This is a genomic window from Kitasatospora papulosa (genome assembly GCF_000717245.1).
GTDB lineage: Bacteria > Actinomycetota > Actinomycetes > Streptomycetales > Streptomycetaceae > Streptomyces > Streptomyces papulosus.
This window is the reverse complement of record NZ_JNYQ01000001.1, coordinates 1221343-1242999: the sequence shown is the minus strand read 5'-3', so window position 1 is coordinate 1242999 and position 21657 is coordinate 1221343. Positions and strand designations below refer to the sequence as shown.

The window sequence follows — 21657 nt, the reverse complement described above, 5'->3', positions numbered from 1 at the left end:
GACGGCACGGCGGGGGCTCAGGCCAGGCGGCGGGCCAGCACCTGCCCCGGCCAGGTCCCGGACAGGAAGGCGTCCGTACGGGCGAAGCCGTTGCGCTCGTAGTAGGCGACCAGTTCGCCTCCGCCGCCCGCCCAGCAGTCGACCCGCAGCAGGTTCACCCCGGCCTGCCGGGTCTCCTCGGCGGCGTGGGCCAGCAGCGCGGCCCCGATGCCCAGACCCGCGTGCCCGCGGTCGGAGATCAGCAGGCGCACGTAGCGCTCCGGTTCCCCGGCCGGGGCGATCGGCATCTGCGGGCTGGGGCCGGTGTCGAGCACGAGCGCCCCCACGGTCGTGCCGTCCAGCTCGGCGACGTACGGGGTGTTCCGCGTGGTGTACCGCTCGACCCGCTCGACGCCGCCGGAGGTCTGTGAATACGGGACGGTGCCCCACTGCTGGGTGTTGCCGCGGGCGTTCATCCAGGCGACCGCCGAGTCGAGCATGTCCAGGATGGCCGGGGCGTCGGCCGGACCGCCCGGCCTGATGTGCAGGTGCTGAGCCGCTTCGTCGTGGGTCACGGCCGCAGTCTGCCACGGGGACCGCGGCGGACGCCGTGAGCCCGTACGCCGCCGTCGCGGATCGCGGGACGGCGGCGTACGGGCTCACGGCGTCCCGGGCGGCCGGGGTCAGACGGTGTCGAGCGCCGGGTAGTCGGTGTAGCCCTTCGCGTCGCCGCCGAAGAAGGTCGACGGGTCCGGTGTGTTGAAGGGGCCGCCCGCCTTCAGCCGGGCCGGCAGGTCGGGGTTGGCGAGGAACAGGGCGCCGTAGGCGATGATGTCGGCCACCCCGTCGTCGATGACCGTGTGGTGCTCGGGGCCGGTGGGCCCTTCGGAGAACACGTTGATGACGAGGGTTCCGGTGAACTGCTTGCGCAGGGCGAGCGTCAGTTCCCGGGTACCGGCCTGCTCCAGCACGTGCAGGTAGGCCAGTCCGAGCGGTTCGAGCTCGGCGACGAGCGCGGTGTAGACGGCGTCCGGCTCGGGCTCCTCGATGCCGTTGTAGGGGTTGCCCGGCGAGATGCGCAGGGCGGTCCGGTCGGCGCCGATCTCGGCGGCGACCGCCTTGACCACCTCGACCGCGAAGCGGATACGGCCCTGGTCGGAGCCGCCCCACCCGTCGGTGCGCAGGTTGGTGTTGGGGGCCAGGAACTGCTGGATCAGGTAGCCGTTGGCACCGTGCAGCTCGACGCCGTCGAAACCGGCCTCGATCGCGTTGCGGGAGGCCGTGACGAAGTCGGCGACGGTCGACCGGATCTCCGCGTCGGTGAGCTCGTGCGGCTCCACGAAGTCCTTCGGTCCCACGTGGGTGTGGACCTGGCCGGGCGCCGCCACCGGGGAGGGCGCCACCGGGACCAGCCCGTCGGGCAGCAGGACGGGATGGCCGATCCGGCCCGCGTGCATGACCTGGGCGAAGATGCGTCCGCCCGCCGCGTGGACGGAGTCGGTGACCTTGCGCCAGGAGGCGACCTGCTCGGCGCTGTGCAGGCCGGGGGTGGAGGGGTATCCCTGGCCCACCACGGAGGGCTGGATGCCCTCGGTGATGATCAGCCCGGCCGAGGCGCGCTGGGTGTAGTAGTCGACGGTGAGGTCGGTGGCCGTACCCCCCTCACCGGCCCGGCTGCGGGTCATCGGCGCGAGGGCGATGCGGTTGGAGAGCTGCGTCCCGGAGAGGTCGACGGGATCGAACGCGGTGGTCATGAAAGCCTCCGAGGCATTTATATGGTCGGCCAAGCAATCAGCCGCGAGTCACTGTAACGCATTAATTGGCCGACCAAGGTAAAGTTCACGGGGACGTCATGAACCCGGCAGCGGACCGGGTCGCTGCACCGCCCCGAGGAGTACCGATGCAGGCCGACAGCAACGCCCCCGCCGACCCCGCCTGCACCGGCGGGCTGCCGAGCGCGGCACTCGGCGGTCCCGTGAGCCACGCCGTGTCGCGGGTCGCCCGGCTGCACAGGATGACGGCGGGCCGCCTGCTCAAGGGGCTCGGGCTCTACCCGGGGCAGGAGTTCCTGATGATGCACCTCTGGGACAACGGGGCGGTGCGCCAGGCCGAGCTGATCAAGGCGATGGACCTCGACCCGTCCACCGTGACCAAGATGCTGCAGCGCCTGGAGCAGGCCGGGCACGTGCACCGCCGCCCCGACCCCGGCGACCGGCGGGCCGTCCTGGTCGAGGCGACGGAGAGGAGCTGCGCGCTGCGCGCGGAGGTGCGCGACGCCTGGTCGGGGCTGGAGGAGCACACCCTCGCGGATCTGGATCCCGCCGAGCGCGCGGAGCTGATCCGGCTGCTCGCCAAGGTGGAGGAGAACCTCTGCCACCAGGCCGGGGACTGACCCGGCGGATAGCCCCGCCGGGTCAGCCCGCCAGCACGTCCAGAGCCCGGTCGACGTCGGCCTCGGTGTTGTACAGGTGGAACGCCGCCCTCAGGTTGCCCGCGCGGGCCGACACCACCACCCCGGCCGCCGCCAGGTCGGGTTCCCGGCCTCCCAGACCGGGGACGGCGACGATCGCGGAGGCGCCGGGCACCGCCTCGTGCCCGATCGACGCCAGCCCTGCACGGAAGCGTGCGGCGAGTGCGGTGGCGTGCGCCTGCACGGCGTCGACCCCGACCTCCGCCAGCAGCTCCAGCGACCGCTCGGCCCCGTGGTAGGAGAGGAAGGAGACCGGCTCGTCGAAGCGCCGGGCCTCGGCGGCGAGCCGTTCGACCGGACCGTAGACGCTGCCCCAGGCGTCCTCCGCCGCCGCCATCCCCGGGAACAGGACGGGCAGGGTCTCCTGCGCCTCCTCGGTCACGGTCAGGAACGACGTGCCGCGGGGGCACATCAGGAACTTGAAGCCGCCGGTGACCGTGTAGTCGTACGCGCCCGCGTCCAGCGGCAGCCAGCCGGCGGACTGGCTGGCGTCGAGCAGCGTACGGGCGCCGTGCGCGGCGGCGGCCGCACGGATCGCGTCCAGGGCGGCGACGCGACCGTCGGAGGACTGGACGGCGGAGAAGGCGACGACCGCCGTCCCCGGCCGGACCGCGTCGGCCAGTCCGTCCAGCGGGACGTAGCGCGTCCTGAGGTCGCCGCGGACGGCGAAGGGGCTGACGACCGAGCTGAACTCCCCGGTCGGCGCCAGGACTTCGGCGCCGGGCGGCAGTGAGGCGGCCACGAGCCCGACATGGGAGGCGACGGAACCGCCCACGGCGACCCGGCCGGGTCCGACGCCGACGAGCCGGGCGAACGCGTCCCTCGCGGCCACCACGGTCGCGTGGTCACCGGCGCCCTGCCTGCGCCCGGTCGCGTTGTCCTCGACCAGCGCCTTGACGGCGTCGGCCGCGCTGCGGGGCAGCAGCCCACAGGCCGAGGTGTTGAGGTACGTGGTTTCGGATGCGAATTCGCTGGCCCTGACCCGGTCGATCGCAGAAGTCTCCATGCGGGACAGCCTGACGGCCGCTCAACCTCACGTCAATCACGTAAGTTTGAGCGGCACGCCCAAGAAATGCTTATACGCGCTGCTCGGAGGCGCTCGCTGCGGGCACTTCACAGGACCCGTCCGCGTCGCAGGCCGCCGCGTCGCCGCCGACCTGCGTCAGACCGGGGACCTCGCGGTCCTTCCACGCCTGCTCCAGGGCCTGGGTGAAGACCTCGGCGGGCTGGCCGCCGGAGATGCCGTAGCGCCGGTCGAGCACGAAGAACGGCACGGCGTTGGCCCCCAGTTCGGCAGCCTCGCGCTCGTCGGCCCGTACGTCGGCGGCGTACGCCTCGGGGTCGGCCAGCAGCGCACGCGCCTCGTCGGCGTCGAGGCCAGCCTCGACGGCCAGCTCGGCCAGCACGGCGTCGTCGAAGACGGAGCGCTCCTCGGCGAAGTTGGCCCGGTAGACGAGGGTCAGCAGCTCCTCCTGGAGCCCGCGGGCCTTGGCGAGGTGGAGCAGCCGGTGGATGTCGAAGGTGTTGCCGTGGTCGCGCCCCTCGGTGCGGTAGCCGAGCCCTTCGGCCTGCGCGTTCGCCGCGACGTTGGCCTCCATCCCCCGGGCCTCCTCGACGGTGCGGCCGTACTTCTGCGCGAGCATGTCGACGACCTGCTCGGTGTCGCCCTTGGCCCGGCCCGGGTCGAGCTCGAAGGACCGGTGGACGACCTCGATCTCGTCGCGGTGCGCGAACCCGGCCAGCGCCTTCTCGAAGCGTGCCTTTCCGACATAGCACCACGGGCAGGCGATGTCGCTCCATATCTCGACGCGCATGACTCTTCTACTCTCCCACTCGGATTCGCACAGGACGGAGGATCCCTCCGTGCGTCATTCAACCTTCCGCTGCCGTTCGGGATTCCCGAGGCCGGGGCGGAGCCGCACAAACGTCACCGGCGCCTCGGCGCAGGCCTCGTGCCGAGTGCCGGCGCACGGGCGGAGTTGTCAGCGCCCGGCACGGGCTCTGCCGGGTGCCACCGCCCCGGGGCCCCGCGCCACCGCCCCCTGCGCAGCGGGGAGTTCGGGTACCGAACGCTGTCATATGATCCGCTGAACGGCCGCTCCGCGATGGTGCGGCCTGACAGCCACGCAGCTTGCAGCGCGGGTGGCCCGCTCCCCACGAAGGCACCCGGCCCGTCCGAGAACCGGGCGGTGGCAGTGCGTTCCGGCAGGGTACCCAGGAGGAATCCGCTCAGTGCAACCGCTCACCGACTCAGATCCGGCCCGGATCAGTCGCTACCGTCTCGCCGGCCGCCTCGGGGCGGGAGGTATGGGCTCCGTCTACCTCGGCAGCACACCCGGCGGCCGACCGGTCGCCATCAAGGTCATCGGTGACCAGTTCCAGTACGAGGAACAGGCGCTGGAGCGGTTCCGCCGCGAGGTGGGCACCTTGCGCACCATGCGCAGCGCCTACAGCGCTTCGCTCATCGACTCCGGTCTGGACGCCCCGCCGTACTGGTTCGCCACCGAGTACGTGCCCGGCCGGACCCTGCACTCCGCCGTGCGTGCGTCCGGCGCGCTGCCCGCCCAGCTCTGCCTCGGTCTCATGGCCGCGCTGGCCGAGGGGCTGTCGGACATCCACGTCCACGGAATCCTGCACCGGGATGTCAAGCCGCCAAACATCATCCTCTCTCCGGTCGGCCCGCAGCTCATCGATTTCGGCATCGCCCGGGAAACCGGGCAGGCCGCTCTGACCCAGGTCGGCCACACTGCCGGGAGTCCGGGGTTCACCTCCCCCGAGGCGCTGCAGGGAGAGGACGTCGGTGTCGCCGCCGACGTGTTCGCGCTGGGTGCCACCCTGGCCTTCGCCGCCACCGGCCGCCCTCCGTACGGTGAGGGGTCCTTCCCGGCCATCGCCTACCGCACCGTGCACGGCGGCATCGACCTGGGCGGGGTCGACGCCGGACTGGCCGAAATCATCACGGCCTGCACACAGCGGGACCCGGCCCGGAGGCCGGCGCCTGAGGAGATCGTGGAGATGTGCCAGTCGCACACCTCCCTGGCGAATGATCCGGCCTACCAGCGGATCGCCGCCGCCGACCCGACGGACGCCCTGCCTGTTCTCCCCCCTGCCCCCACGGTCCTGGACTCCCCTTCGGATTCCCCGGGCGTCACACTCGCGGTGGCTCCGGCGCACCCGGCCACCGCTCTTTCGGCACCTACCCCTCCTCCGGAGCCGACGGCAGTACAGCCGACCGACATCGTGGTGGCGTCCCCCCGGACGGCGCCCGCCGACGTGCCGCCCGGAGAGGCCGGCGGAAACCGTCGGCGACGACGCAGGATCGCCGTGGCCGTGGCCGCCGTCGCGGTCGTGTGCGCGGTCGGCGTGACCCTGCAGGTTCTGCAGCCCTGGCACGGCGCGGAGGGGGCCGACGGGACGAAGTCCGGGGCGAAGGCGGGAGCCACGCCGTCGGAGACGGCTGTCGCCGCCCCTGGCGACAACGCGGACGCGCCGGCCGACAACGTTTCGGAGGACGAGAAGGAAGAGGAACTGCCCGAGGAACGGGTGATCGACTCGCCGATGAGACTGCAGCCCGGTGAGGAGATCTCCGCGGCCAGGATCCGGCTGGTCTTCCAGCGCGACGGCGGACTTGTCGCCTACGACGAGGCGAACCAGGCGCGCTGGGACACCTGGGCCGGCGGCCCCGGCACGCGAGCCGACTTCCAGCCCGACGGAAACTTCGTCCTCTACAACGCGCAGGACCAGGCCGTGTGGGCGAGCCAGACCGACGGACACGAGAACGCGGTGCTGAAACTCCAGAGCGACGGGAACATCACCGTCGTCGACGGTGATGTCGTCCTCTGGGCCGCGGGAACGAATCACTGACGCGAGGGACGCCCGGAGCGAGGCACTCCTCGGAGTCCTCGCCGGCGGACCGGAGCACGTGGGACGGCCGCGCGCCACGTGGTGCGCGCCGCCGGAACCCGGCCCGCGACGGCGTGTACACGGGCGCACCGAGGACAGGCGGGTGCAGCTCGCTCATGACCTCCGAGCGGGGCCGCGGATCCGGGAGGATCCGCGGCCCCGCGGGTGGACGGCTCCGTCAGCTGCCGTCGCGCAGGTCACCGGGCGCGGTGGGACGGAAGGAGATCCGGTCGAACGAGGCCGTGCAGCCCTCGCCGGTCGGCGACTGGACGAGGAAGCCGACACGGGCGGCCGCCCGCTCCTCCTCCGTGCCGAGCGTGAACACGCGGACGAACGTCCATCGTTCGCCGTCCGCCGACGCGTGGAAGGCGAAGGCACCCCCGGTGCGGCTGATCCGCAGCCAGCAGCTGTCCCCCTCCACCTCGGCCGAGTTCACGTCGTCGGACTGCCCGCGGGTGACCACGGTGCAGACGGTCGGGCGTTCCGGGGAGAGCTCCAGGCAGAGTTTCGCCCACTCCCGCTCGCCGACGTGGAGGTAGAGCACTCCCGCGTCGAAGGCGGCGTCGAAGCCGACCTTCACCCGGGCGATCAGCTGGAAGTCGCCCTCGGGTGCCGCGCCCAGCAGACGCGGAGCGTCGGAGGCGGGCTCCAGCGCGTCGCCGCCCGGCGGGACGAAACGGTCCTGCTTCGGGCCCGCCGTGCCGGTCAGCGCGCCGTCCTCGTACGTCCACCCGCCCTCGGGTCCGAAGCGCTCCAGCGGGAAGGGGAGCGCGTCGATCCGCAGCGCCGTCATGCCCGGCGCCCGTCGACCCGGCGGGGCAGGTTCTGCGGGTTGTCCTCGCGGAGCTCCGCCGGCAGCAACGCCTCGGGCGTCGACTGGTAGCTGACGGGGCGCAGCCAGCGCTCGATCGCGGTGGCGCCGACCGAGGTGGAGGTGGAGGTGGTGGCCGGGTACGGGCCGCCGTGGTGCTGGGCGGGAGCGACGGCGACGCCGGTCGGCCAGCCGTTGACCAGGACGCGTCCCGCCACCGGGGTCAGCTCGGCCAGCAGTCCGGCGGCGCTGCCGTCGGCCTCCTCCGTGGCGATCTGGAGGGTGGCGGTGAGGTTCCCGGGCAGGCGGGACAGCACCGCGGTGACCTCGTCCGCGGAGTCGTAGCGGGCCACGACGGTGACCGGGCCGAAGCACTCCTCCAGGAGCGCGTCGTGGGGTCCCTCCTCAGCAAGCCTCCGGGCCGGCACGGTGAGGAAGCCGGCGGAGACCGTGTGCTCACCGCCCGCGCCGGGGGTGACGGGTGCCTCGACGTCGGGGAGCGCGGCCCGTTCGGCCACTCCCCGGACGAAGGCCTCGCGCATCCGGTGGTCGAGCATGACCCCGGCGCCCGTCCCGCTCACCGTCTCGGTCAGCGACTTCAGCAGCTGGTCGCCGGCCTCGCCGGACGGAGCGAACACGAATCCGGGCTTGGTGCAGAACTGCCCCGCGCCCATGGTCATGGAACCGCCGAGTCCGGCCCCGATCTGCTCGGCGCGTTCGGTGGCGGCCGCCTCGGTGACGACGACGGGGTTGAGGGAGCCGAGCTCGCCGTGGAAGGGGATCGGCGTGGGCCGGGCCGCCGCCGCGTCGAACAGGGCGCGGCCGCCGCGGACCGACCCGGTGAAGCCGGCGGCGGAGACGAGCGGGTGCTTGACCAGCTCGACGCCCGCCTCGAAGCCGTGGACCACGGTCAGGACGTCCTCGGGGATCCCGTGCCGGGCGGCGGCCCGGCGCAGGAGCGAGGCACAGAGCTCGGAGGTCGCGGGGTGGTCGGGGTGCGCCTTGACGACGACCGGGCAGCCCGCGGCCAGCGCGCTCGCGGTGTCGCCGCCGGGGACGGAGAACGCGAGGGGGAAGTTGCTGGCGGCGTAGACGGCGACGACGCCGAGCGGGATCTTGTAGCGGCGCAGGTCCGGCCAGGGCGGGGTCCGGCTGCCGTCCTCGTGGTCGATGTGGATGTCGAGGTAGGCACCCTCCTCGACGACCTCCGCGAAGGCCCGCAGCTGCGCGGCCGTGCGGGCGAGCTCGCCGGTGAGCCGGGCGGGGCCGAGCGCGGTCTCCGCGTCGGCGGCCTCGATGACGTGTTCCTGCGCCTCGGCGAGCAGGTCGGCCGCGGTGCGCAGGAACGCGGCGCGCACGGTGCGGTCGGCCAGCGCCCCCCGGACGGCATGCGCCGCCCGGACCGCACGGTCGACCTCCTCCGCTGTAGCCTCCACCGCAACCTGCTCACGCGGGTTCCCCGTCCGGGGGTCGACGCTCCAGACTGGTGCTGCTGCCACCGTGATTCCTTCCGGTCCACTGCCACACAGGAGAAGTTGTTCGGTATTCTGAACAGCGTTCCTGAACGTGAATACACGGGAACTCTATTTCCGGGCGCTCAGTGTTGGCAAGAAGTGACAGGGTCGGACAAGAAGGCTGGAAGGGGCATCAGGGATGTCGGTTGGCGAGTCCGGTGGGGCACAGGTCAAGTCCGCTGTGAGGACGGTGGAGCTCCTCGAATACTTCGCGGGGCGACCCGGCATGCACTCGCTGGCCGCCGTGCAGGAGGCCGTCGGCTATCCCAAGTCCAGCCTCTACATGCTGCTGCGCACCTTGGTGGAGCTCGGCTGGGTGGAGACCGACGCCACGGGAACGCGCTACGGGATCGGCGTACGGGCCCTGCTCGTCGGCACCTCGTACATCGACGGTGACGAGGTCGTCGCCGCCGCCCGCCCCACGCTGGACCGGCTCTCCGACGACACCACGGAGACCATCCACCTGGCCCGGCTGGACGGGACGAACGTGGTGTACCTCGCCACCCGGCAGTCCCAGCACTACCTGCGCCCCTTCACCCGCGTCGGCCGCCGGCTGCCCGCGCACTCCACCTCGCTGGGCAAGGCGCTGCTGGCGACCCACAGCGACGAGCAGGTCCGCACGATGCTGCCCGAGACGCTGCCGGCGCTGACCGAGCACACCCTCACCGACCGCGAGAAGCTGATCGAGGAGCTGCACGTCATCCGCGAGCAGGGGTACGCGGTGGACCGCGAGGAGAACACGCTCGGCCTGCGCTGCTTCGGCGTCGCGATCCCGTACCGCACCCCCTCGCGCGACGCGATCAGCTGCTCGGTGCCGGTCGCCCGGCTCACACCGGCGCACGAGCAGATGGTCAAGGACGCCCTCTTCGACGCCCGCGACCGGCTCACGCTCGCCACCCGCAGGCTCTGAGCGCCCGGCGGGCCGCTGCCGGACGGGCGGACCCGCGCACCTGAGAAACCGGTGAGAAGGAACACGGACGGGAACGTCCCCGGCGTCCCCGTTCGTCCCTCCAGCGGGATGAACAAGACGATCAGGCGCGCTTCGGTCTTCTGTCTGCTCATGGTGCTCGCCCTGCTGGTGCGGGCGACCTGGGTCCAGGCGTACGAGGCACGGGCGCTCGCAGACGACGAACACAACCGGCGGAACACGATCGCGCAGTACGCGCAGCCGCTCGGAGACATCATCGTGGCCGGTTCACCGGTCACCGGTTCGAAGGAGACGGACGGCGACGACCTCCGCTACAAACGCACCTACACCCAGGGCGATCTGTACGCGGCGGTCACCGGCTACAGCTCGCAGGCCTACGGAGCCACCCAGCTCGAAGGCATCTACAGCGATGTCCTCGACGGCACGGACGACCGGCTGAAGAACCCCGCCGACATGCTCACCGGCGAGCGGACGGACCCCGGCGACGTGCTGACGACCATCGACCCGGACGTGCAGAAGGCGGCCTACGAGGCGCTCGGCGACGACCGGGGAGCGGCGGTCGCGATGGACCCGGAGTCAGGGCGGATCCTGGGGATGGTCTCCTCGCCCTCGTACGATCCCTCCGACATCAGCGGGACCACGGACGGCGACGCCTGGCAGAAGCTCCTCGACGACACGAGCAAACCGCTGGTCAACCGGGCGCTGCGGCAGCCGCTGCCGCCCGGTTCGACGTTCAAGCTGGTGGTGGCCTCGGCGGCGCTGGAGAACGGCCTGTACGGCTCGGTCGACGAGCCCACCGACAGCCCCGACCCGTACACCCTGCCGGGCACGAGCACGGTCCTGTCGAACGAGAACCCGTCGGCACCCTGCGAGAACGCCACGCTGCGCACCGCCCTCCAGTACTCCTGCAACAACGTCTTCGCGAAGGTCGCGGCCGATCTGGGCCAGGACAAGCTGAAGGCGATGGCGGACGCCTTCGGCTTCGACACGGAGGAGCTCGACGTGCCGGTGCGGGCGTCGCAGAGCGTGTACCCGACCGGGATGGACAAGGCGCAGACCGCGCTGACCGGCATCGGGCAGTTCGAGGTGACCGCCACCCCGATGCAGATGGCCATGGTGTCGGCGGCCCTCGCCAACGGCGGTGAGCTGGCCTCACCGCACATGGTCTCCAAGGTGACGGACTCCGACGGTTCCACCCTCCAGGAGTTCCCGGACGGCGACACCGAGCGGGTCGTGAAGGCCTCGACGGCGAAGCAGCTGCGGAGCGCGATGGTCACCGTCGTGGACGAGGGGACCGGCAGCAACGCGAAGATCGACGGAGCCGAGGTGGGCGGCAAGACGGGGACCGCGCAGAACGGCGTGGACAACAGCAACACCCCCTACGCCTGGTTCACCTCGTACGCGAAGGACGACTCCACCGGCAAGCAGGTCGCGGTCGCGGTGGTCGTCGAGGACTCGGGGGCGGCCCGCTCCGAGGTCAGCGGGAACGGTCTCGCGGCGCCGATCGCGCAGAAGATGATGAAGGCGGCCCTGAAGGGGTGAGGCGTTCCGCTGCCACCGCCCGGCGGGCGGTGGCAGCGGGGGCCGGCTACTTCACACCGAGCAGCTGCTCGACCGGGTCGATGGCGAAGTACACGGCGAACAGGGCGGCGGCGCCCCACAGCAGCCAGTGGACCTCCCTGGCCCTGCCGAGGACGGCCTTGAGCACCACGTACGACACGAAGCCCGCGCCGATCCCGTTGGTGATGGAGTAGGTGAACGGCATCACGGCGATCGTGAGGAAGGCCGGGACGGCGATCTCGTACTTCTCCCAGTCGATGTGACGCACCTGGGCCATCAGCATGAAGCCGACCGCGACCAGGGCCGGCGCGGCCGCCTGCGCGGGGACGATCGTGGCCAGCGGGGTGAGGAACAGCGCCACGGCGAAGAGTCCGCCCGTGACGAGGGAGGCGAAGCCCGTGCGGGCGCCCTCCCCGACGCCCGCCGTGGACTCGACGTAGGAGGTGGCGGAGGACGCGGAGGCCGCGCCGCCCGCGACCGCCGCCGCACCGTCGATGAGCAGGACCCGGCCCAGGTGCGGCACCTTGCCGTCCTCGTCGAGGAGTCCGGCCTCGTGGGAGACGCCGACGACGGTTCCCATGGTGTCGAAGAAGTCGCTCAGCAGCAGGGTGAAGACCAGCAGCACGATGGTGAGGACACCGACGTGCTGGAACGCCCCGAAGAGGCTGAAGGATCCGAGCAGCCCGAAGTCCGGTGCCGCGAACAGGTCGTCGGGGACGGCGGGCACGGTCAGTCCCCACGCGGTGGGGGCGATGTCGGCGAGCGCGTCGACGACGACCGCCACGACGGTCGTCACGACGATGCTGATGAGGATGGCGCCCTTGGTCCTGCGGGCGAGCAGCGCCACGGTGAGCAGGACACCGAGGCAGAAGACCAGGACCGGCCAGCCGGAGAGGTGTCCGGTGGCGCCGAGCTGCACGGGGACCGATCCGGTGTCGCCGGGGATGCGGGTGGCGAAACCGGCGTCGATGAAACCGATGAACGCGATGAAGAGCCCGATACCGACACTGATGGCCTGTTTGAGGGACGCCGGGATCGCGTACATGATCGCCTCGCGGAGCCCGGTGACCACCAGGACGCAGATCAGCAGGCCCTCGATGACGATGAGGCCCATCGCGTCGGGCCAGCTCATCAGCGGCGCCAGCTGGTAGGCGGTGACGGCGTTGATGCCGAGCCCGGCCGCGAGGGCGAGCGGGAGATTGCCGCCGATCCCCATGACGACGGTCGTCACGGCGGCCACCAGGGCGGTGGCGGTGACGAGTTGCGGCGCGGAGAGGTGGTTGCCGAACTTGTCCTCGGCCGAGCCGAGGATGATCGGGTTGAGCACCAGGATGTAGGCCATCGTGAAGAAGGTGGCGAAGCCGCCGCGTATCTCGCGTCCGAAGTCCGAGCCGCGGGCGCTGACGGAGAAGAAGCGGTCGACCGCGCCCGGGCCGCCCCGCTCCGGGGGCGCGCCCTCCGCGGGCACCGCGGGCGCGGGGACCGCGGCTTTCTCGGTCCCGGGCACGGGCGCGGTGGGATCGGGTCTGTCCGGCATGGCACTCCTCCTGGTGTACGGATCACTGGTGTACGGATCACTGGTGCACGGATCGCAGGTGCACGGATCGCAGGTGCACGGCTCACGGCTGTACGGGTCACGCGGTGGTCAGCCGGATTGTCCACCGGCCGTGGGGAGTTCGGGTTTTCGCCGTGTTACGTCCCGGGTGGTTCGGGCGCGCCGAAGGGACCCCGGGGATGCGTGCGGCGAGTCCGGGGCAGTGGCGCGAAAGGAACGTACACAGGGACGCGCGCGCCGTCACTCCCCCGGGCCCGCGGCCCTTCGGCCGGCGCAGGGGGGTTCAGGTTTTCGCCGTGTTACGCCTTACTGGGAGGCGCACACGCGTCGAAGCGCTTCCGGGTGCGCATTGGTACGCTCGCGCCCCGCGAACGGAGTTGGGAACGTACACAGCCCGTTCGAGCGCGTAGGGATTCCCGTGCAGAGAAGAGGTAGCCGTGGGCACGGTCGTGGACGATGCTGCTGCCGCCGAGTTCCGTGCGTTCTTCGAGGCGCACTACGCCGAACTCGCCCGGCTCGCCCATCTGCTGACGGGTGAGGCCGACGCGGCGGACGATCTGGCGGCCGACGCGCTGATGGCGCTCTGGCACCGCTGGGACCGGGTCAGGGGCGCCGACCACCCGGCGGCGTACGCCAGGGGGGTCGTCGCCAACCTGGCCCGCACCCGCATCCGCAGCGCGGTGCGCGAGCGCCGGAGGATCGCCCTGTTCTGGGCGCCTCGGGGGGCCGGGGACGGCGGTGCGGCGGACGGGCCCGACGTGTCGGCCGTGGTGGACGTCCAGGAGGCCCTGCGGCGGCTGCCGTTCCGCAAGCGCGCGTGCGTGGTGCTGCGGCACGCGTTCGACCTGTCCGAACGTGACACCGCTCTGGTCCTCGGTGTCTCGGTGGGTACGGTGAAGAGCCAGACCTCGCGCGGTGTGGCGGAACTCCAGCGGCTGTTGGGACCCGAGACCCCGGCGGCACAGGTACAGGTGGCGGCCGCCGGGCAGCGCGCCGGAGGAAGGCAGTGATGGACGAGGACCTGCGGGAGCGCCTGCGCGCGGCCGCCGCTTCGCACCGCCCCGACCGGGCGCGGATGCTGGCCCGTGTCGAGCGCGGCATGGCGGAGGAACCTCCGGCCCGCCCCGCACGCGCCCCGCGTACGGCGATGCCGTGGCTGCGCGTGGCCGGAGCGACGGCGGCGGTGTGCGGGGTGCTGACGGCCGGAGCGTTCGCGGTGGCCTCCGCCGGCGGGGAGGAGCCGGAGGGCGTTCAGCGGGTGGCGGCGGGCCCCGCGTCACCCGGCCCCGCGTCACCGGCCCCGGACAGGGGCGGCGCGCTGCCCGCGGGGAAGGGCCCGCTGTGGTCGGACGGTTCGCTGGACCCGGAGAGCAACAGCTACTGGGCGCAGAGCGAGGTGACGGTGAAGACGACCGGGCCGCTGTCCGCGCTCACCGTCGAACTCCGGATCGCGCTGAACGGCGGGGTGAACACCACCGGGTCCTGGCGCTCCCTGCCCGAGGAGGACTTCACGGTCTCGGCGCGCGAGGAGGACGGCTTCCTGGTCTACCGCTGGGCCCTGAGGCAGGGAAGGAGCGTGCCGGCCGGTACGCACACCTTCGCGGGGCAGTACAACCACGCGGAGGGCGACCGCGACACCGGACGGGACGACTACACGGCGCGGGCGCGGGCGGCGGGTGGACAGGTCGCGGTGGGCGGCGGCTTCACGCGGACGCGCTGAGCGCCGGGGCAGGGACGGCCGCCGGGGCAGGGACGGCCGCCAGGGCCGCACAGGCCGCGGAGAAGGACAGGGCGGCGAAGGGCACGGCGAAGAAGAAGGCCCGGACACGGCAACCCTTTGCGGGGCGGCGGCGACCCAGGAGCGCGAGACTCCCCCACCCTCTAGGAAACGGGACCACGAACATGAAGGAACGCGCGCACACCCACCGGCGCAGGCCCGGCAGGCGCCGTATGGCCGCCGCCCTCACCGCGGCCCTGGGCCTCACCGGCGCCGCTCTGGCCACCAACGTGATGCTGCAGCCGGCGGGCGCGGCGACGGCCGCGGTACCCGCCTGGCCGAGTGCCACCGGCTCCCAGGCCGTCTCGAAGACCATCGAGGTCTCGGGGACGTACGACGGATCGCTGAAGCGCTTCTACGGGAGCGGCGACCTCGGCGGGGGCGGCCAGGACGAGGGCCAGGACCCGATCTTCAAGCTGGCCGACGGTGCCACGCTCAAGAACGTCATCCTGGGCTCGCCCGCCGCCGACGGCGTGCACTGCTCCGGCAGCTGCACCATCCAGAACGTCTGGTGGGAGGACGTCGGCGAGGACGCCGCGTCCTTCAAGGGCACGTCGACGGGCTCCGTGTACACGGTGTACGGCGGCGGCGCCAAGAAGGCCTCCGACAAGGTCTTCCAGTTCAACGGCGCGGGCAAGCTGGTCGTCACGAAGTTCCAGGTGTCGGACTTCGGCAAGCTCGTCCGGTCCTGCGGCAACTGCTCCAAGCAGTACAAGCGCGAGATCATCGTGAACGACGTCGACATCACGGCGCCGGGCAAGTCCCTGGTCGGCATCAACACCAACTACGGGGACACCGCCGCGCTGCGGTCGGTGCGGATCCACGGTGACAGCAGCAAGAAGATCAAGCCGTGCGTCCGCTACACCGGCAACAGCACCGGTGCCGAGCCCAAGGAGACGGGCAGCGGCCCGGACGGCACGTACTGCCGCTACACCGCGTCGGACCTCAGCTACGACTAGGAGGTAGCGGTGCGGGGGCGCGGACACCGTGGTGTCCGCGCCCCCGCGTCATGTCCGCCGCACCCCGGCCGCCGGCCGGCCGGCGAGCCGGACGTCGAGCCAGGCGTACACCTCGGCCTGCATCGCCGAGGTGAAGGTGTGGCCGGTGTCGGGCCACACCCGGGTGGTCAGCCGGTCGCCCGCCCCCTGCGACTCCCAGACCGCGCGCAGGGTGGCGTACGCGGACTCCACCCCCGCAGCCGTGAACAGGTGGTCCCTGCCGCCCGCGTGGAAGAGCGCCGGCTTGGGGGCGGCGAGGGACGCGACGTCCGGGATGTCGAGGCGGCGGCGCAGTCCGGGGTGGAGCATGAAGTACGCGGACTGGCCGCGCAGGGCGTTGCCGCCCGGCGCCGTCAGCTCCTTGAGCCCCGTCATCCAGCAGACGGCGGCGGCCGCCCGGACCCCGTCGGAGAGGGCGGACAGCTGCCAGGCGCGGTAGGCGCCCATGGAGAACCCCAGCGCGCCGACCCGCCGTTCGTCCACCTCGGGCAGCGAGGCGAGGAAGGCCGCGGCCCTGATGTCCTCGTGGGCGGCGAGTCCGGCGAGGGAGGTGCCCAGCTGGAGGAGGTTGGCGGCCAGGGCCTGCTGGTCCTCGTGGGCGAGCGGTCCCCGGTCGCCCCAGCCCAGCGTGTCCACGGCGAGAACGGCGTACCCGCGGGCGGCCAGTTCGTCGCCGATGAACCGGCCGTCGTAGTACCGGTCCGCCCACGCCTCGGCGGGTGCGAGGCGCTCCGGGTCCGACCGGGGCCGGACCACCTTCTCGCGGCCGATCCCGAACTCGCCCCCGTGGTCGTGGAGTACCAGTACCGCGGGGAAGGGCCCGCTCCCGCGCGGCATCAGCAGGGAGCCGCGGGTACGCCCGTAGCGGCTCAGGGCGAACTCGACGGTGCGGGCGGTGTACGTGCCCGCGGGCCGCTCGTCGAGGGTCACCGGGCCGAACGGTTCGGGGCCGGGCGTGAGCGGCTGCAGCAGTGACTCCCCGACCGCGGCGCGCGCCTCGGCGCGCCAGGCCGGGAAGTCACGGGTCGCCGACCTCCCCCAGGAGAGCGGGAAGGTGAGTTCGTCCCTGAGCCGCTCGTGGAAGGCGGGGAGCACCCGCCGGGTGATCCCCAGGTTCACGCGCGGGGGCGCCAGTCGCCCAGCCAGTCGGCCGGGGTGTGCGCGCGTGCCTCGGACGCGGTCAGCTGCGGACGGTTGCCGGGGACGGTGACGCGCGCGCCGGGACCGGTGTTGCGGTACTCGGCGAAGCGCTGGTCCTGCCAGGGGAAGCCCGCGGACATGGTGCCGTACGGCGTGACCGCGTCGATGCCGGCGCCGAGGTGGCTGTCCCGGACGGTCAGCATCGGGTGGGCGGTCGGGTCGGAGGAGGGCACCCAGGGGCGGGCCAGTTTGTAGTACGCGTCGGGGGCCGTGCTGGTGACCCGGGAGCGCAGCACCAGGTAGCCGCGCGGGTTGGCTCCGGCGGTGCTGGGCGCGAAGACGAAGCCGTACGGGGCGGCGGCGAGGTCGGTGCGGTCCAGGGTGCGGAAGTGGCAGCGGTCGAAGACGGCGGTGGCCCGGCCGAAGACGAAGTCGACGTCGCCCTCCACGTAGCAGTCGCGGTAGTACTGGCGCGCGAAGGCGGTGAGGGCGAGGGAGTCGGCGTACAGGGTGTCCTGGTGGCCGAGGAAGCGACAGCCGTGGAACGCGGAGCGGTCGCCCTGCACCTTGATCGCGACGGCCTGGGTGCCGGTGTACTCCGGGTTGTCGGAGCGCAGCCAGTCGTTGGCGAAGGTCACGTCGCGGGCGGTGAAGCCGGCGGCCTGGACGGTGACCGTGGCCGATCCGCTGGTGCCGTAGGGGCCGGAGCCGTCGGGCCTGGGTGTTCCGGCGGCGTTGTCGTGGACGATGACGGTGTCCCGGGGGTCGCCGCTCGCGCCGATGACGGTGAGCTCCGCCCGGGCGGCGGTGACGAGGACCGGGCCGCGGTAGGTGCCGGGGGCGAGGACCAGGGTGTGACCGGTGCCGGACGCGGCTTCGACGGCGGACGCCACGTCGGTGTGGTCGCCCCGGCCGAGCGGATCGACGTACAGCGTCAGGGCGTCGAGCCGGCGGGAGGGGGACCCGTAGCGGCCGAAGGGGCGGGTGTGGGCGGGCCGCGCCGCGGCGGCGGGGGTGCCGAGGGCGAGGGCGGCGCCCGCCCCCGCGAGCAGGGTCAGCGCGCTGCGTCTGCTGGGCATGGCGTACTCCTTGTGCGGGGGTGGGGGGCCGGAGCGGCGCTCTCCGGGGTGCTGGAGAGCGTGCGGTGCCGCTCCGGCCGTTCGGGGGGTGGGTCAGCGGACCAGCGGCTTGCCGGCGCCCGCTCCGAGGCCCACCAGGAGCGGGACGACGAGCGGGTGGCTGACCCGGGTGCGCAGGGTCGGGGTCCAGCCGGCGCCCTCGGTGAGCTGCTCGGCGGGGACGCCGGCGTTGTGGACGGCGATCAGGTCGGTCTTCCGCCCGTTGACGTAGTTGTTCTCCGCCGTGAGGGAGGACTCGGACCATTTCTTCAGGATCTTCGCCCGGTCCAGGCCGGATCCGAGCGTGAACGCGTTGGACTCGGCGACGAGCTTCGACTCGGCGCCGATGCCGTAGGTGTAGCCGTAGGCGGAGCCCGTCGTGGCGACGAAGTGGTTGTTGTACGAGTCGACCTGGCCGAAGCGGACGCGGGGCGCGCGTTCCTTCACGTCCTTGAAGAGGTTGTGGTGCAGCGTGACGCGGAGCTTGCCCCGGTCGCTCGCGCCGGCGCCGTCGCTGTTGCCGATGAGCATGGTCTTGTCGTGGTCCTCGAGGACGTTCCACGAGACGGTGACGAGGTCGGCGCCGCGCACGATGTCGAAGAGGCCGTCGTGCTGCTGGTACACCTGCCCGAAGTAGCGGGGCTGGTCGGCGTCGGGGCGGTCGCCGTCGCTGAAGGTGTTGTGGTCCACCCAGACGTGGCTGGAGCCGTGGACGACGAGGTTGTCGTACTCGGAGTTCCAGGCGCCCTGGTCACCGTCGGTGGGGTCCCACTGGGGGAAGCAGTCGTAGGTGTCCTCGAAGGAGATGTTGCGGACGATGACGTTGGAGACGTTCTTCACCTGGAGGCTGGCACCGATGATCGTGGCGTCCTTGCCGACGCCGACGAGCGTGGTGTTGGACGGCACGTTCACGTTGACCGCGGCCGCCTGGAGCTTCGCGGACGCGGCCCGCGCGTCCTCCAGCGGGCCAGCCGGCACCTCGTCCCTGCCCCAGACGGCCGGGTCGTAGGCGTCGAGGTACTTCTCCAGGGTGTAGCCGCCCTGCTGGTACGCCTCGCAGCCGATCGGGGTGCCCTCGGCGTCGGAGTTGCCGTGGACGGTGCCGGCGATCCTGACGATCTTGGGCGCGTCACCCGCGTCCTCGAAGGCGGCGATGAGCTCGGCCCGGTCGGTGACGGTGTACACGTGCTCCGGGGTGGCGCCCGCGCCGCCCGTGGTGGAGCCGTCGGCGGAGGCCCAGCCGTCACCGGCGGGGAGCACCGCGCGCTCGATGCCCGTGCCGCGGTGGGTGGTGGCCTGGGCGGGGAGGCTGACGGCGAGGGCGAGCGAGGTGGCGCCCATCACCACGGCGATGGCGCGGACGTGTCTCATGCGTGCGGGCATGGCGGATCCTTCTCTGTCGTACGCGGAAGGTGCTCGGGTGAGCGGGGAGGGCTGCGCGCGGGAGGGTGCGGAGGGGATCAGGCCGGGGGCCAGGTGATCCACGATCCGGGCACCGGCTCGTCGAGTCGGCGCAGGTCGCGCGGGGAGAGCGTGCGCGCGTCCAGCAGGGCGCGGGCGGTGGTCCTGGCCACGTCGACGGCGCCGTCGGGCCGGAAGTGGGTGTTGTCCTGCTTGCCGTCGGGGTAGTTCGGCGACTCGCCGGGCTCCAGCCAGTTGAAGTACGGCAGGGTCCCGTCGGGGCCGAGCCGCTGCCAGCGGGCGAGGGAGAGTGCCTGCATGTCGAGCAGGGTGACGCCCTCCTCCGACGCCAGGGCCCGCATGGCGGCCGGGTACGCGCCGTGGGTGGGCTTCGCGGTGCCGTCCTCGGCGAAGCGGCGGCGCTCGACCGGGGTGATCAGGACGGGCTCCGCACGCCGGGCGCGGGCGCCCTCGACGTACTGGCGCAGGTATGCCTGGTAGGTGGTGTACGGGTCGGTGCCCCGGGCGGGGTCCTCGGTCTTCTCGTCGTTGTGGCCGAACTGGATGAGGACGAGATCGTCCGGGCGGACGCCGTCCAGCAGGACGGTGAGCCGGCCCTCGTCGATGAAGCTCTTCGAACTCCGGCCGTTCACCGCGTGGTTGACGACGCGGAGGGAGCGGCCGAGGAAGAAGGGCAGGGCCATGCCCCAGCCGGTCTCGGGCGCGGCGTCGGCGTACTTCTGCGCTGCCGTGGAGTCGCCCGCGATGTGGAGGGTCCGGGGCCGGGGCCTGCCCCCGCCACCGTGGGCGAGCGCGGGGGTGGCGCTGAGGGCGAGGGGCAGCGCGAGGAGCGCGGCTGCCGTCCGTCTGCGGGTGAGTGACACAGGATGACTGCCTCTCTCGAGGGGCACGCGGGAGGTGGAGCGTGGGAGGGGGACCGGCGGCGGGGTGCGACCCGGACCGCCGCCGGCCCCCCGGTCATCGGGGTGTCGGCCGTGGTGACGACCGGGTCAGCCGTTGCCCAGTTCCTTCCACTCCTTCTGGGCGGCGTTCAGCTCGTCGGCCATCTTGTCGAGGAAGGCCTTGGCCGTGATCTTGCCGAGGAGGAGCTTCTGGAACTCGGGCTCGTTGTCGGCCTTGCTGATGTTGTTCCAGTCGGGCAGGTAGTACGGCAGGTCGACGATCTTGGTGGAACCGTCGGTGAGGGCCTTCGCGGCGAGCGCGGTCGGCTCGGACTCGGAGATCCACGGGTCCTCGGCCGCCTCGGTGTTGGCCGGGATGGCGCCCGCGGACTCGTTCCACTTGCTGTTGGACTCGTGGGAGGCGGCGAACTCGATGAACTTCCAGGCCGCGTTCTTGTTCTTGCCGGACCGGAACAGGCCGAGCCCGTCGACGGGGTTGGACACCTGGACGCGTGTACCGCCTTCACCGATGGGCGCGGGTATGCCGGCGAACTTGTCCTCGCCCAGCGCCTTCAGGTGGTCCTGGTAGGAGCCGAGGTTGTGGCTCAGCATCCCGATGGTGCCGGTGTCCCACTGGGCGACCATCTTGGTGAAGTCGTTGTTGACGTCGGCGGCCGGTGTCGTCCTCTTGAAGAGGGCGGCGTACTTCTCCAGGGCCGCGACGTTCTTCGGGTCGTTCAGAGTGGTCTTCTCGCCGTCCCAGAACTCCGTCATGCCGGTCTGGCCGTAGATCGCGTCCAGGGCCTGGGCGATGGAGCCCGCGCCACCGCGGATGGTGTAGCCGAACTTGTTGTTCTTCGCGTCGGTGAGCTTGTCGGCGGCCTCGTAGAACTTGGGCCAGGTGGTCGGCGCCTCCAGGCCGGCCTGCTCGAACAGGTCGGTCCGGTACCAGAGAGCACCGTTGTTCGCGGAGGTCGGCATGGTGTACATGTCGTCGCCCCGCCCGGCCGCGGATCTGACGCTCTCGACCATGCTCTCGACGAGTCTGCCCTTGAGCGGCGACCCCTCCAGCCGCTTGTTGAGCGGCTCCAGGGCCTCCTGGGACACCATGTTGGCCAGGTAGGCGGTGCCGACACCGCCCACGTCGGGCAGGCCGCCTCCGGCGATGGCCGTGTCGTACTTGGACTGGACGTCGGCGATCGGGATCGGGACGTACTTGACCTTGATGTCGGGGTTCTTCTTCTCGAAGTCCTTGATGATCTCGGTCCAGATCGCGGTGCGCGGGCCACCGTTGTTGTCCCAGAAGGTGATCTCGCCCTTCCCGCTGCCCTCCGTGCCCGAACCGCTGCCGTCGTCTCCGCAGGCGGTGGCACCGAGCGCCAGGACCGCGGTGAGGGACACCGCGGTCGCGGCACGCCCCCGGAGCGTCTTCGAGATGTTCATGTCGGCTCTTCTCTCTCGGAATCTGTGCGCGTACGTGGGGGGAGGTCAGTGGTGTGCGCGGTGCGGGGCGGCCGCCCGGCCATGCGGCGGGCATGACAAAGACGGCGGCGGGTGGGCCGTGAACAGCCTTGTCGTTCCGGTGCGCTCGGTACGGAGGT

At 72.1% G+C, this 21657-nt stretch carries 19 protein-coding genes; 7 read left to right on the top strand and 12 right to left on the bottom strand.

Going from position 1 to position 21657, the window contains the following annotated elements:
- Window positions 1–17: 17 nt before the first annotated feature.
- Both IA22_RS0105460 and IA22_RS0105455 read right to left on the bottom strand, forming a co-directional pair.
- On the bottom strand, window positions 18–554 hold the full coding sequence (locus tag IA22_RS0105460) for a GNAT family N-acetyltransferase (protein WP_014156958.1): 537 nt from the start codon (window positions 552–554) through the stop codon (window positions 18–20).
- A gap of 108 nt (window positions 555–662) precedes the next feature.
- A complete protein-coding gene (locus IA22_RS0105455; RefSeq protein WP_014156957.1) occupies window positions 663–1733 on the bottom strand; it encodes an alkene reductase in 1071 nt (356 codons plus the stop codon).
- Window positions 1734–1879: 146 nt separating this feature from the next.
- Here IA22_RS0105455 and IA22_RS0105450 point away from each other — a divergent pair, with 146 nt between their 5' ends.
- Complete coding sequence (locus tag IA22_RS0105450; protein WP_015576701.1) at window positions 1880–2371, top strand: MarR family winged helix-turn-helix transcriptional regulator; 492 nt, start codon at window positions 1880–1882, stop codon at window positions 2369–2371.
- A gap of 22 nt (window positions 2372–2393) precedes the next feature.
- Here IA22_RS0105450 and IA22_RS0105445 read toward each other — a convergent pair whose 3' ends face one another.
- Window positions 2394–3455: an aminotransferase class V-fold PLP-dependent enzyme gene (locus tag IA22_RS0105445; protein WP_015576702.1), complete on the bottom strand. Its 1062-nt coding sequence runs from the start codon at window positions 3453–3455 to the stop codon at window positions 2394–2396.
- Between the two features lie 70 nt (window positions 3456–3525).
- A complete protein-coding gene (locus IA22_RS0105440) occupies window positions 3526–4263 on the bottom strand; it encodes a DsbA family oxidoreductase (RefSeq protein ID WP_014156954.1) in 738 nt (245 codons plus the stop codon).
- A 418-nt stretch (window positions 4264–4681) separates the two neighbouring features.
- Between IA22_RS0105440 and IA22_RS0105435 the strand changes: the two genes are divergently transcribed.
- Window positions 4682–6313: a protein kinase domain-containing protein gene (locus IA22_RS0105435; RefSeq protein WP_014156953.1), complete on the top strand. Its 1632-nt coding sequence runs from the start codon at window positions 4682–4684 to the stop codon at window positions 6311–6313.
- Between the two features lie 217 nt (window positions 6314–6530).
- Here IA22_RS0105435 and IA22_RS0105430 read toward each other — a convergent pair whose 3' ends face one another.
- Together IA22_RS0105430 and IA22_RS0105425 are read right to left on the bottom strand one after the other, a co-directional pair.
- The gene (locus IA22_RS0105430; protein WP_014156952.1) at window positions 6531–7145 is read right to left on the bottom strand and encodes a DUF1349 domain-containing protein; all 615 of its coding nucleotides are present in this window, start codon (window positions 7143–7145) and stop codon (window positions 6531–6533) included.
- Window positions 7142–8662 carry an aldehyde dehydrogenase (NADP(+)) gene (locus IA22_RS0105425; RefSeq protein ID WP_078494643.1) on the bottom strand — a complete coding sequence of 507 codons (1521 nt, stop codon included), beginning with the start codon at window positions 8660–8662 and terminating at the stop codon, window positions 7142–7144. The genes IA22_RS0105430 and IA22_RS0105425 overlap by 4 nt, the downstream gene beginning before the upstream one ends.
- 154 nt (window positions 8663–8816) lie before the next feature.
- Between IA22_RS0105425 and IA22_RS0105420 the strand changes: the two genes are divergently transcribed.
- Window positions 8817–9587: an IclR family transcriptional regulator gene (locus IA22_RS0105420; protein WP_014156950.1), complete on the top strand. Its 771-nt coding sequence runs from the start codon at window positions 8817–8819 to the stop codon at window positions 9585–9587.
- Between the two features lie 108 nt (window positions 9588–9695).
- Window positions 9696–11147 carry a peptidoglycan D,D-transpeptidase FtsI family protein gene (locus IA22_RS0105415; protein WP_030122882.1) on the top strand — a complete coding sequence of 484 codons (1452 nt, stop codon included), beginning with the start codon at window positions 9696–9698 and terminating at the stop codon, window positions 11145–11147.
- 46 nt (window positions 11148–11193) lie between these two features.
- Here the strand turns inward: IA22_RS0105415 and IA22_RS0105410 are convergent, their stop codons facing one another.
- Window positions 11194–12702 carry an NCS2 family permease gene (locus IA22_RS0105410; RefSeq protein WP_014156948.1) on the bottom strand — a complete coding sequence of 503 codons (1509 nt, stop codon included), beginning with the start codon at window positions 12700–12702 and terminating at the stop codon, window positions 11194–11196.
- A 455-nt stretch (window positions 12703–13157) separates the two neighbouring features.
- Between IA22_RS0105410 and IA22_RS0105405 the strand changes: the two genes are divergently transcribed.
- The 3 genes from IA22_RS0105405 to IA22_RS0105395 all read left to right on the top strand — a co-directional run bounded on the left by IA22_RS0105405 (window position 13158) and on the right by IA22_RS0105395 (window position 15456).
- Window positions 13158–13730 (top strand): SigE family RNA polymerase sigma factor, encoded by a 573-nt coding sequence (locus tag IA22_RS0105405; protein WP_014156947.1) that lies wholly within the window; start codon window positions 13158–13160, stop codon window positions 13728–13730.
- Window positions 13730–14440 carry a hypothetical protein gene (locus IA22_RS0105400; RefSeq protein WP_015576710.1) on the top strand — a complete coding sequence of 237 codons (711 nt, stop codon included), beginning with the start codon at window positions 13730–13732 and terminating at the stop codon, window positions 14438–14440. Before IA22_RS0105405 ends, IA22_RS0105400 begins: the two co-directional genes overlap by 1 nt.
- Before the next feature lie 182 nt (window positions 14441–14622).
- Window positions 14623–15456 carry a pectate lyase gene (locus IA22_RS0105395; protein ID WP_014156945.1) on the top strand — a complete coding sequence of 278 codons (834 nt, stop codon included), beginning with the start codon at window positions 14623–14625 and terminating at the stop codon, window positions 15454–15456.
- 48 nt (window positions 15457–15504) lie between these two features.
- Here IA22_RS0105395 and IA22_RS0105390 read toward each other — a convergent pair whose 3' ends face one another.
- From IA22_RS0105390 to IA22_RS0105370, 5 genes are all read right to left on the bottom strand, one after another.
- Complete coding sequence (locus IA22_RS0105390; RefSeq protein ID WP_030122881.1) at window positions 15505–16614, bottom strand: dienelactone hydrolase family protein; 1110 nt, start codon at window positions 16612–16614, stop codon at window positions 15505–15507.
- Window positions 16611–17714, bottom strand: a complete 1104-nt coding sequence (locus IA22_RS0105385; RefSeq protein ID WP_030122880.1) for a pectinesterase family protein — start codon at window positions 17712–17714, stop codon at window positions 16611–16613. Before IA22_RS0105385 ends, IA22_RS0105390 begins: the two co-directional genes overlap by 4 nt.
- Before the next feature lie 93 nt (window positions 17715–17807).
- Complete coding sequence (locus tag IA22_RS0105380; RefSeq protein ID WP_030122879.1) at window positions 17808–19136, bottom strand: pectate lyase family protein; 1329 nt, start codon at window positions 19134–19136, stop codon at window positions 17808–17810.
- Window positions 19137–19213: 77 nt separating this feature from the next.
- The gene (locus tag IA22_RS0105375) at window positions 19214–20038 is read right to left on the bottom strand and encodes a rhamnogalacturonan acetylesterase (RefSeq protein ID WP_030122878.1); all 825 of its coding nucleotides are present in this window, start codon (window positions 20036–20038) and stop codon (window positions 19214–19216) included.
- Window positions 20039–20164: 126 nt separating this feature from the next.
- On the bottom strand, window positions 20165–21499 hold the full coding sequence (locus tag IA22_RS0105370; protein WP_014156940.1) for an ABC transporter substrate-binding protein: 1335 nt from the start codon (window positions 21497–21499) through the stop codon (window positions 20165–20167).
- Between the last annotated feature and the right edge of the window lie 158 nt (window positions 21500–21657).

Bases quoted from the DNA above. Each gene is read 5' to 3' on its own strand.
- IA22_RS0105370 (WP_014156940.1), bottom strand. From the start codon at position 21,499: ATGAACATCTCGAAGACGCTCCGGGGGCGTGCCGCGACCGCGGTGTCC.
- IA22_RS0105420 (WP_014156950.1), top strand. From the start codon at position 8,817: ATGTCGGTTGGCGAGTCCGGTGGGGCACAGGTCAAGTCCGCTGTGAGG.
- IA22_RS0105410 (WP_014156948.1), bottom strand. From the start codon at position 12,702: ATGCCGGACAGACCCGATCCCACCGCGCCCGTGCCCGGGACCGAGAAA.
- IA22_RS0105400 (WP_015576710.1), top strand. From the start codon at position 13,730: ATGGACGAGGACCTGCGGGAGCGCCTGCGCGCGGCCGCCGCTTCGCAC.
- IA22_RS0105455 (WP_014156957.1), bottom strand. From the start codon at position 1,733: ATGACCACCGCGTTCGATCCCGTCGACCTCTCCGGGACGCAGCTCTCC.
- IA22_RS0105385 (WP_030122880.1), bottom strand. From the start codon at position 17,714: ATGCCCAGCAGACGCAGCGCGCTGACCCTGCTCGCGGGGGCGGGCGCC.
- IA22_RS0105415 (WP_030122882.1), top strand. From the start codon at position 9,696: ATGAACAAGACGATCAGGCGCGCTTCGGTCTTCTGTCTGCTCATGGTG.
- IA22_RS0105430 (WP_014156952.1), bottom strand. From the start codon at position 7,145: ATGACGGCGCTGCGGATCGACGCGCTCCCCTTCCCGCTGGAGCGCTTC.
- IA22_RS0105395 (WP_014156945.1), top strand. From the start codon at position 14,623: ATGAAGGAACGCGCGCACACCCACCGGCGCAGGCCCGGCAGGCGCCGT.
- IA22_RS0105380 (WP_030122879.1), bottom strand. From the start codon at position 19,136: ATGCCCGCACGCATGAGACACGTCCGCGCCATCGCCGTGGTGATGGGC.
- IA22_RS0105440 (WP_014156954.1), bottom strand. From the start codon at position 4,263: ATGCGCGTCGAGATATGGAGCGACATCGCCTGCCCGTGGTGCTATGTC.
- IA22_RS0105445 (WP_015576702.1), bottom strand. From the start codon at position 3,455: ATGGAGACTTCTGCGATCGACCGGGTCAGGGCCAGCGAATTCGCATCC.
- IA22_RS0105450 (WP_015576701.1), top strand. From the start codon at position 1,880: ATGCAGGCCGACAGCAACGCCCCCGCCGACCCCGCCTGCACCGGCGGG.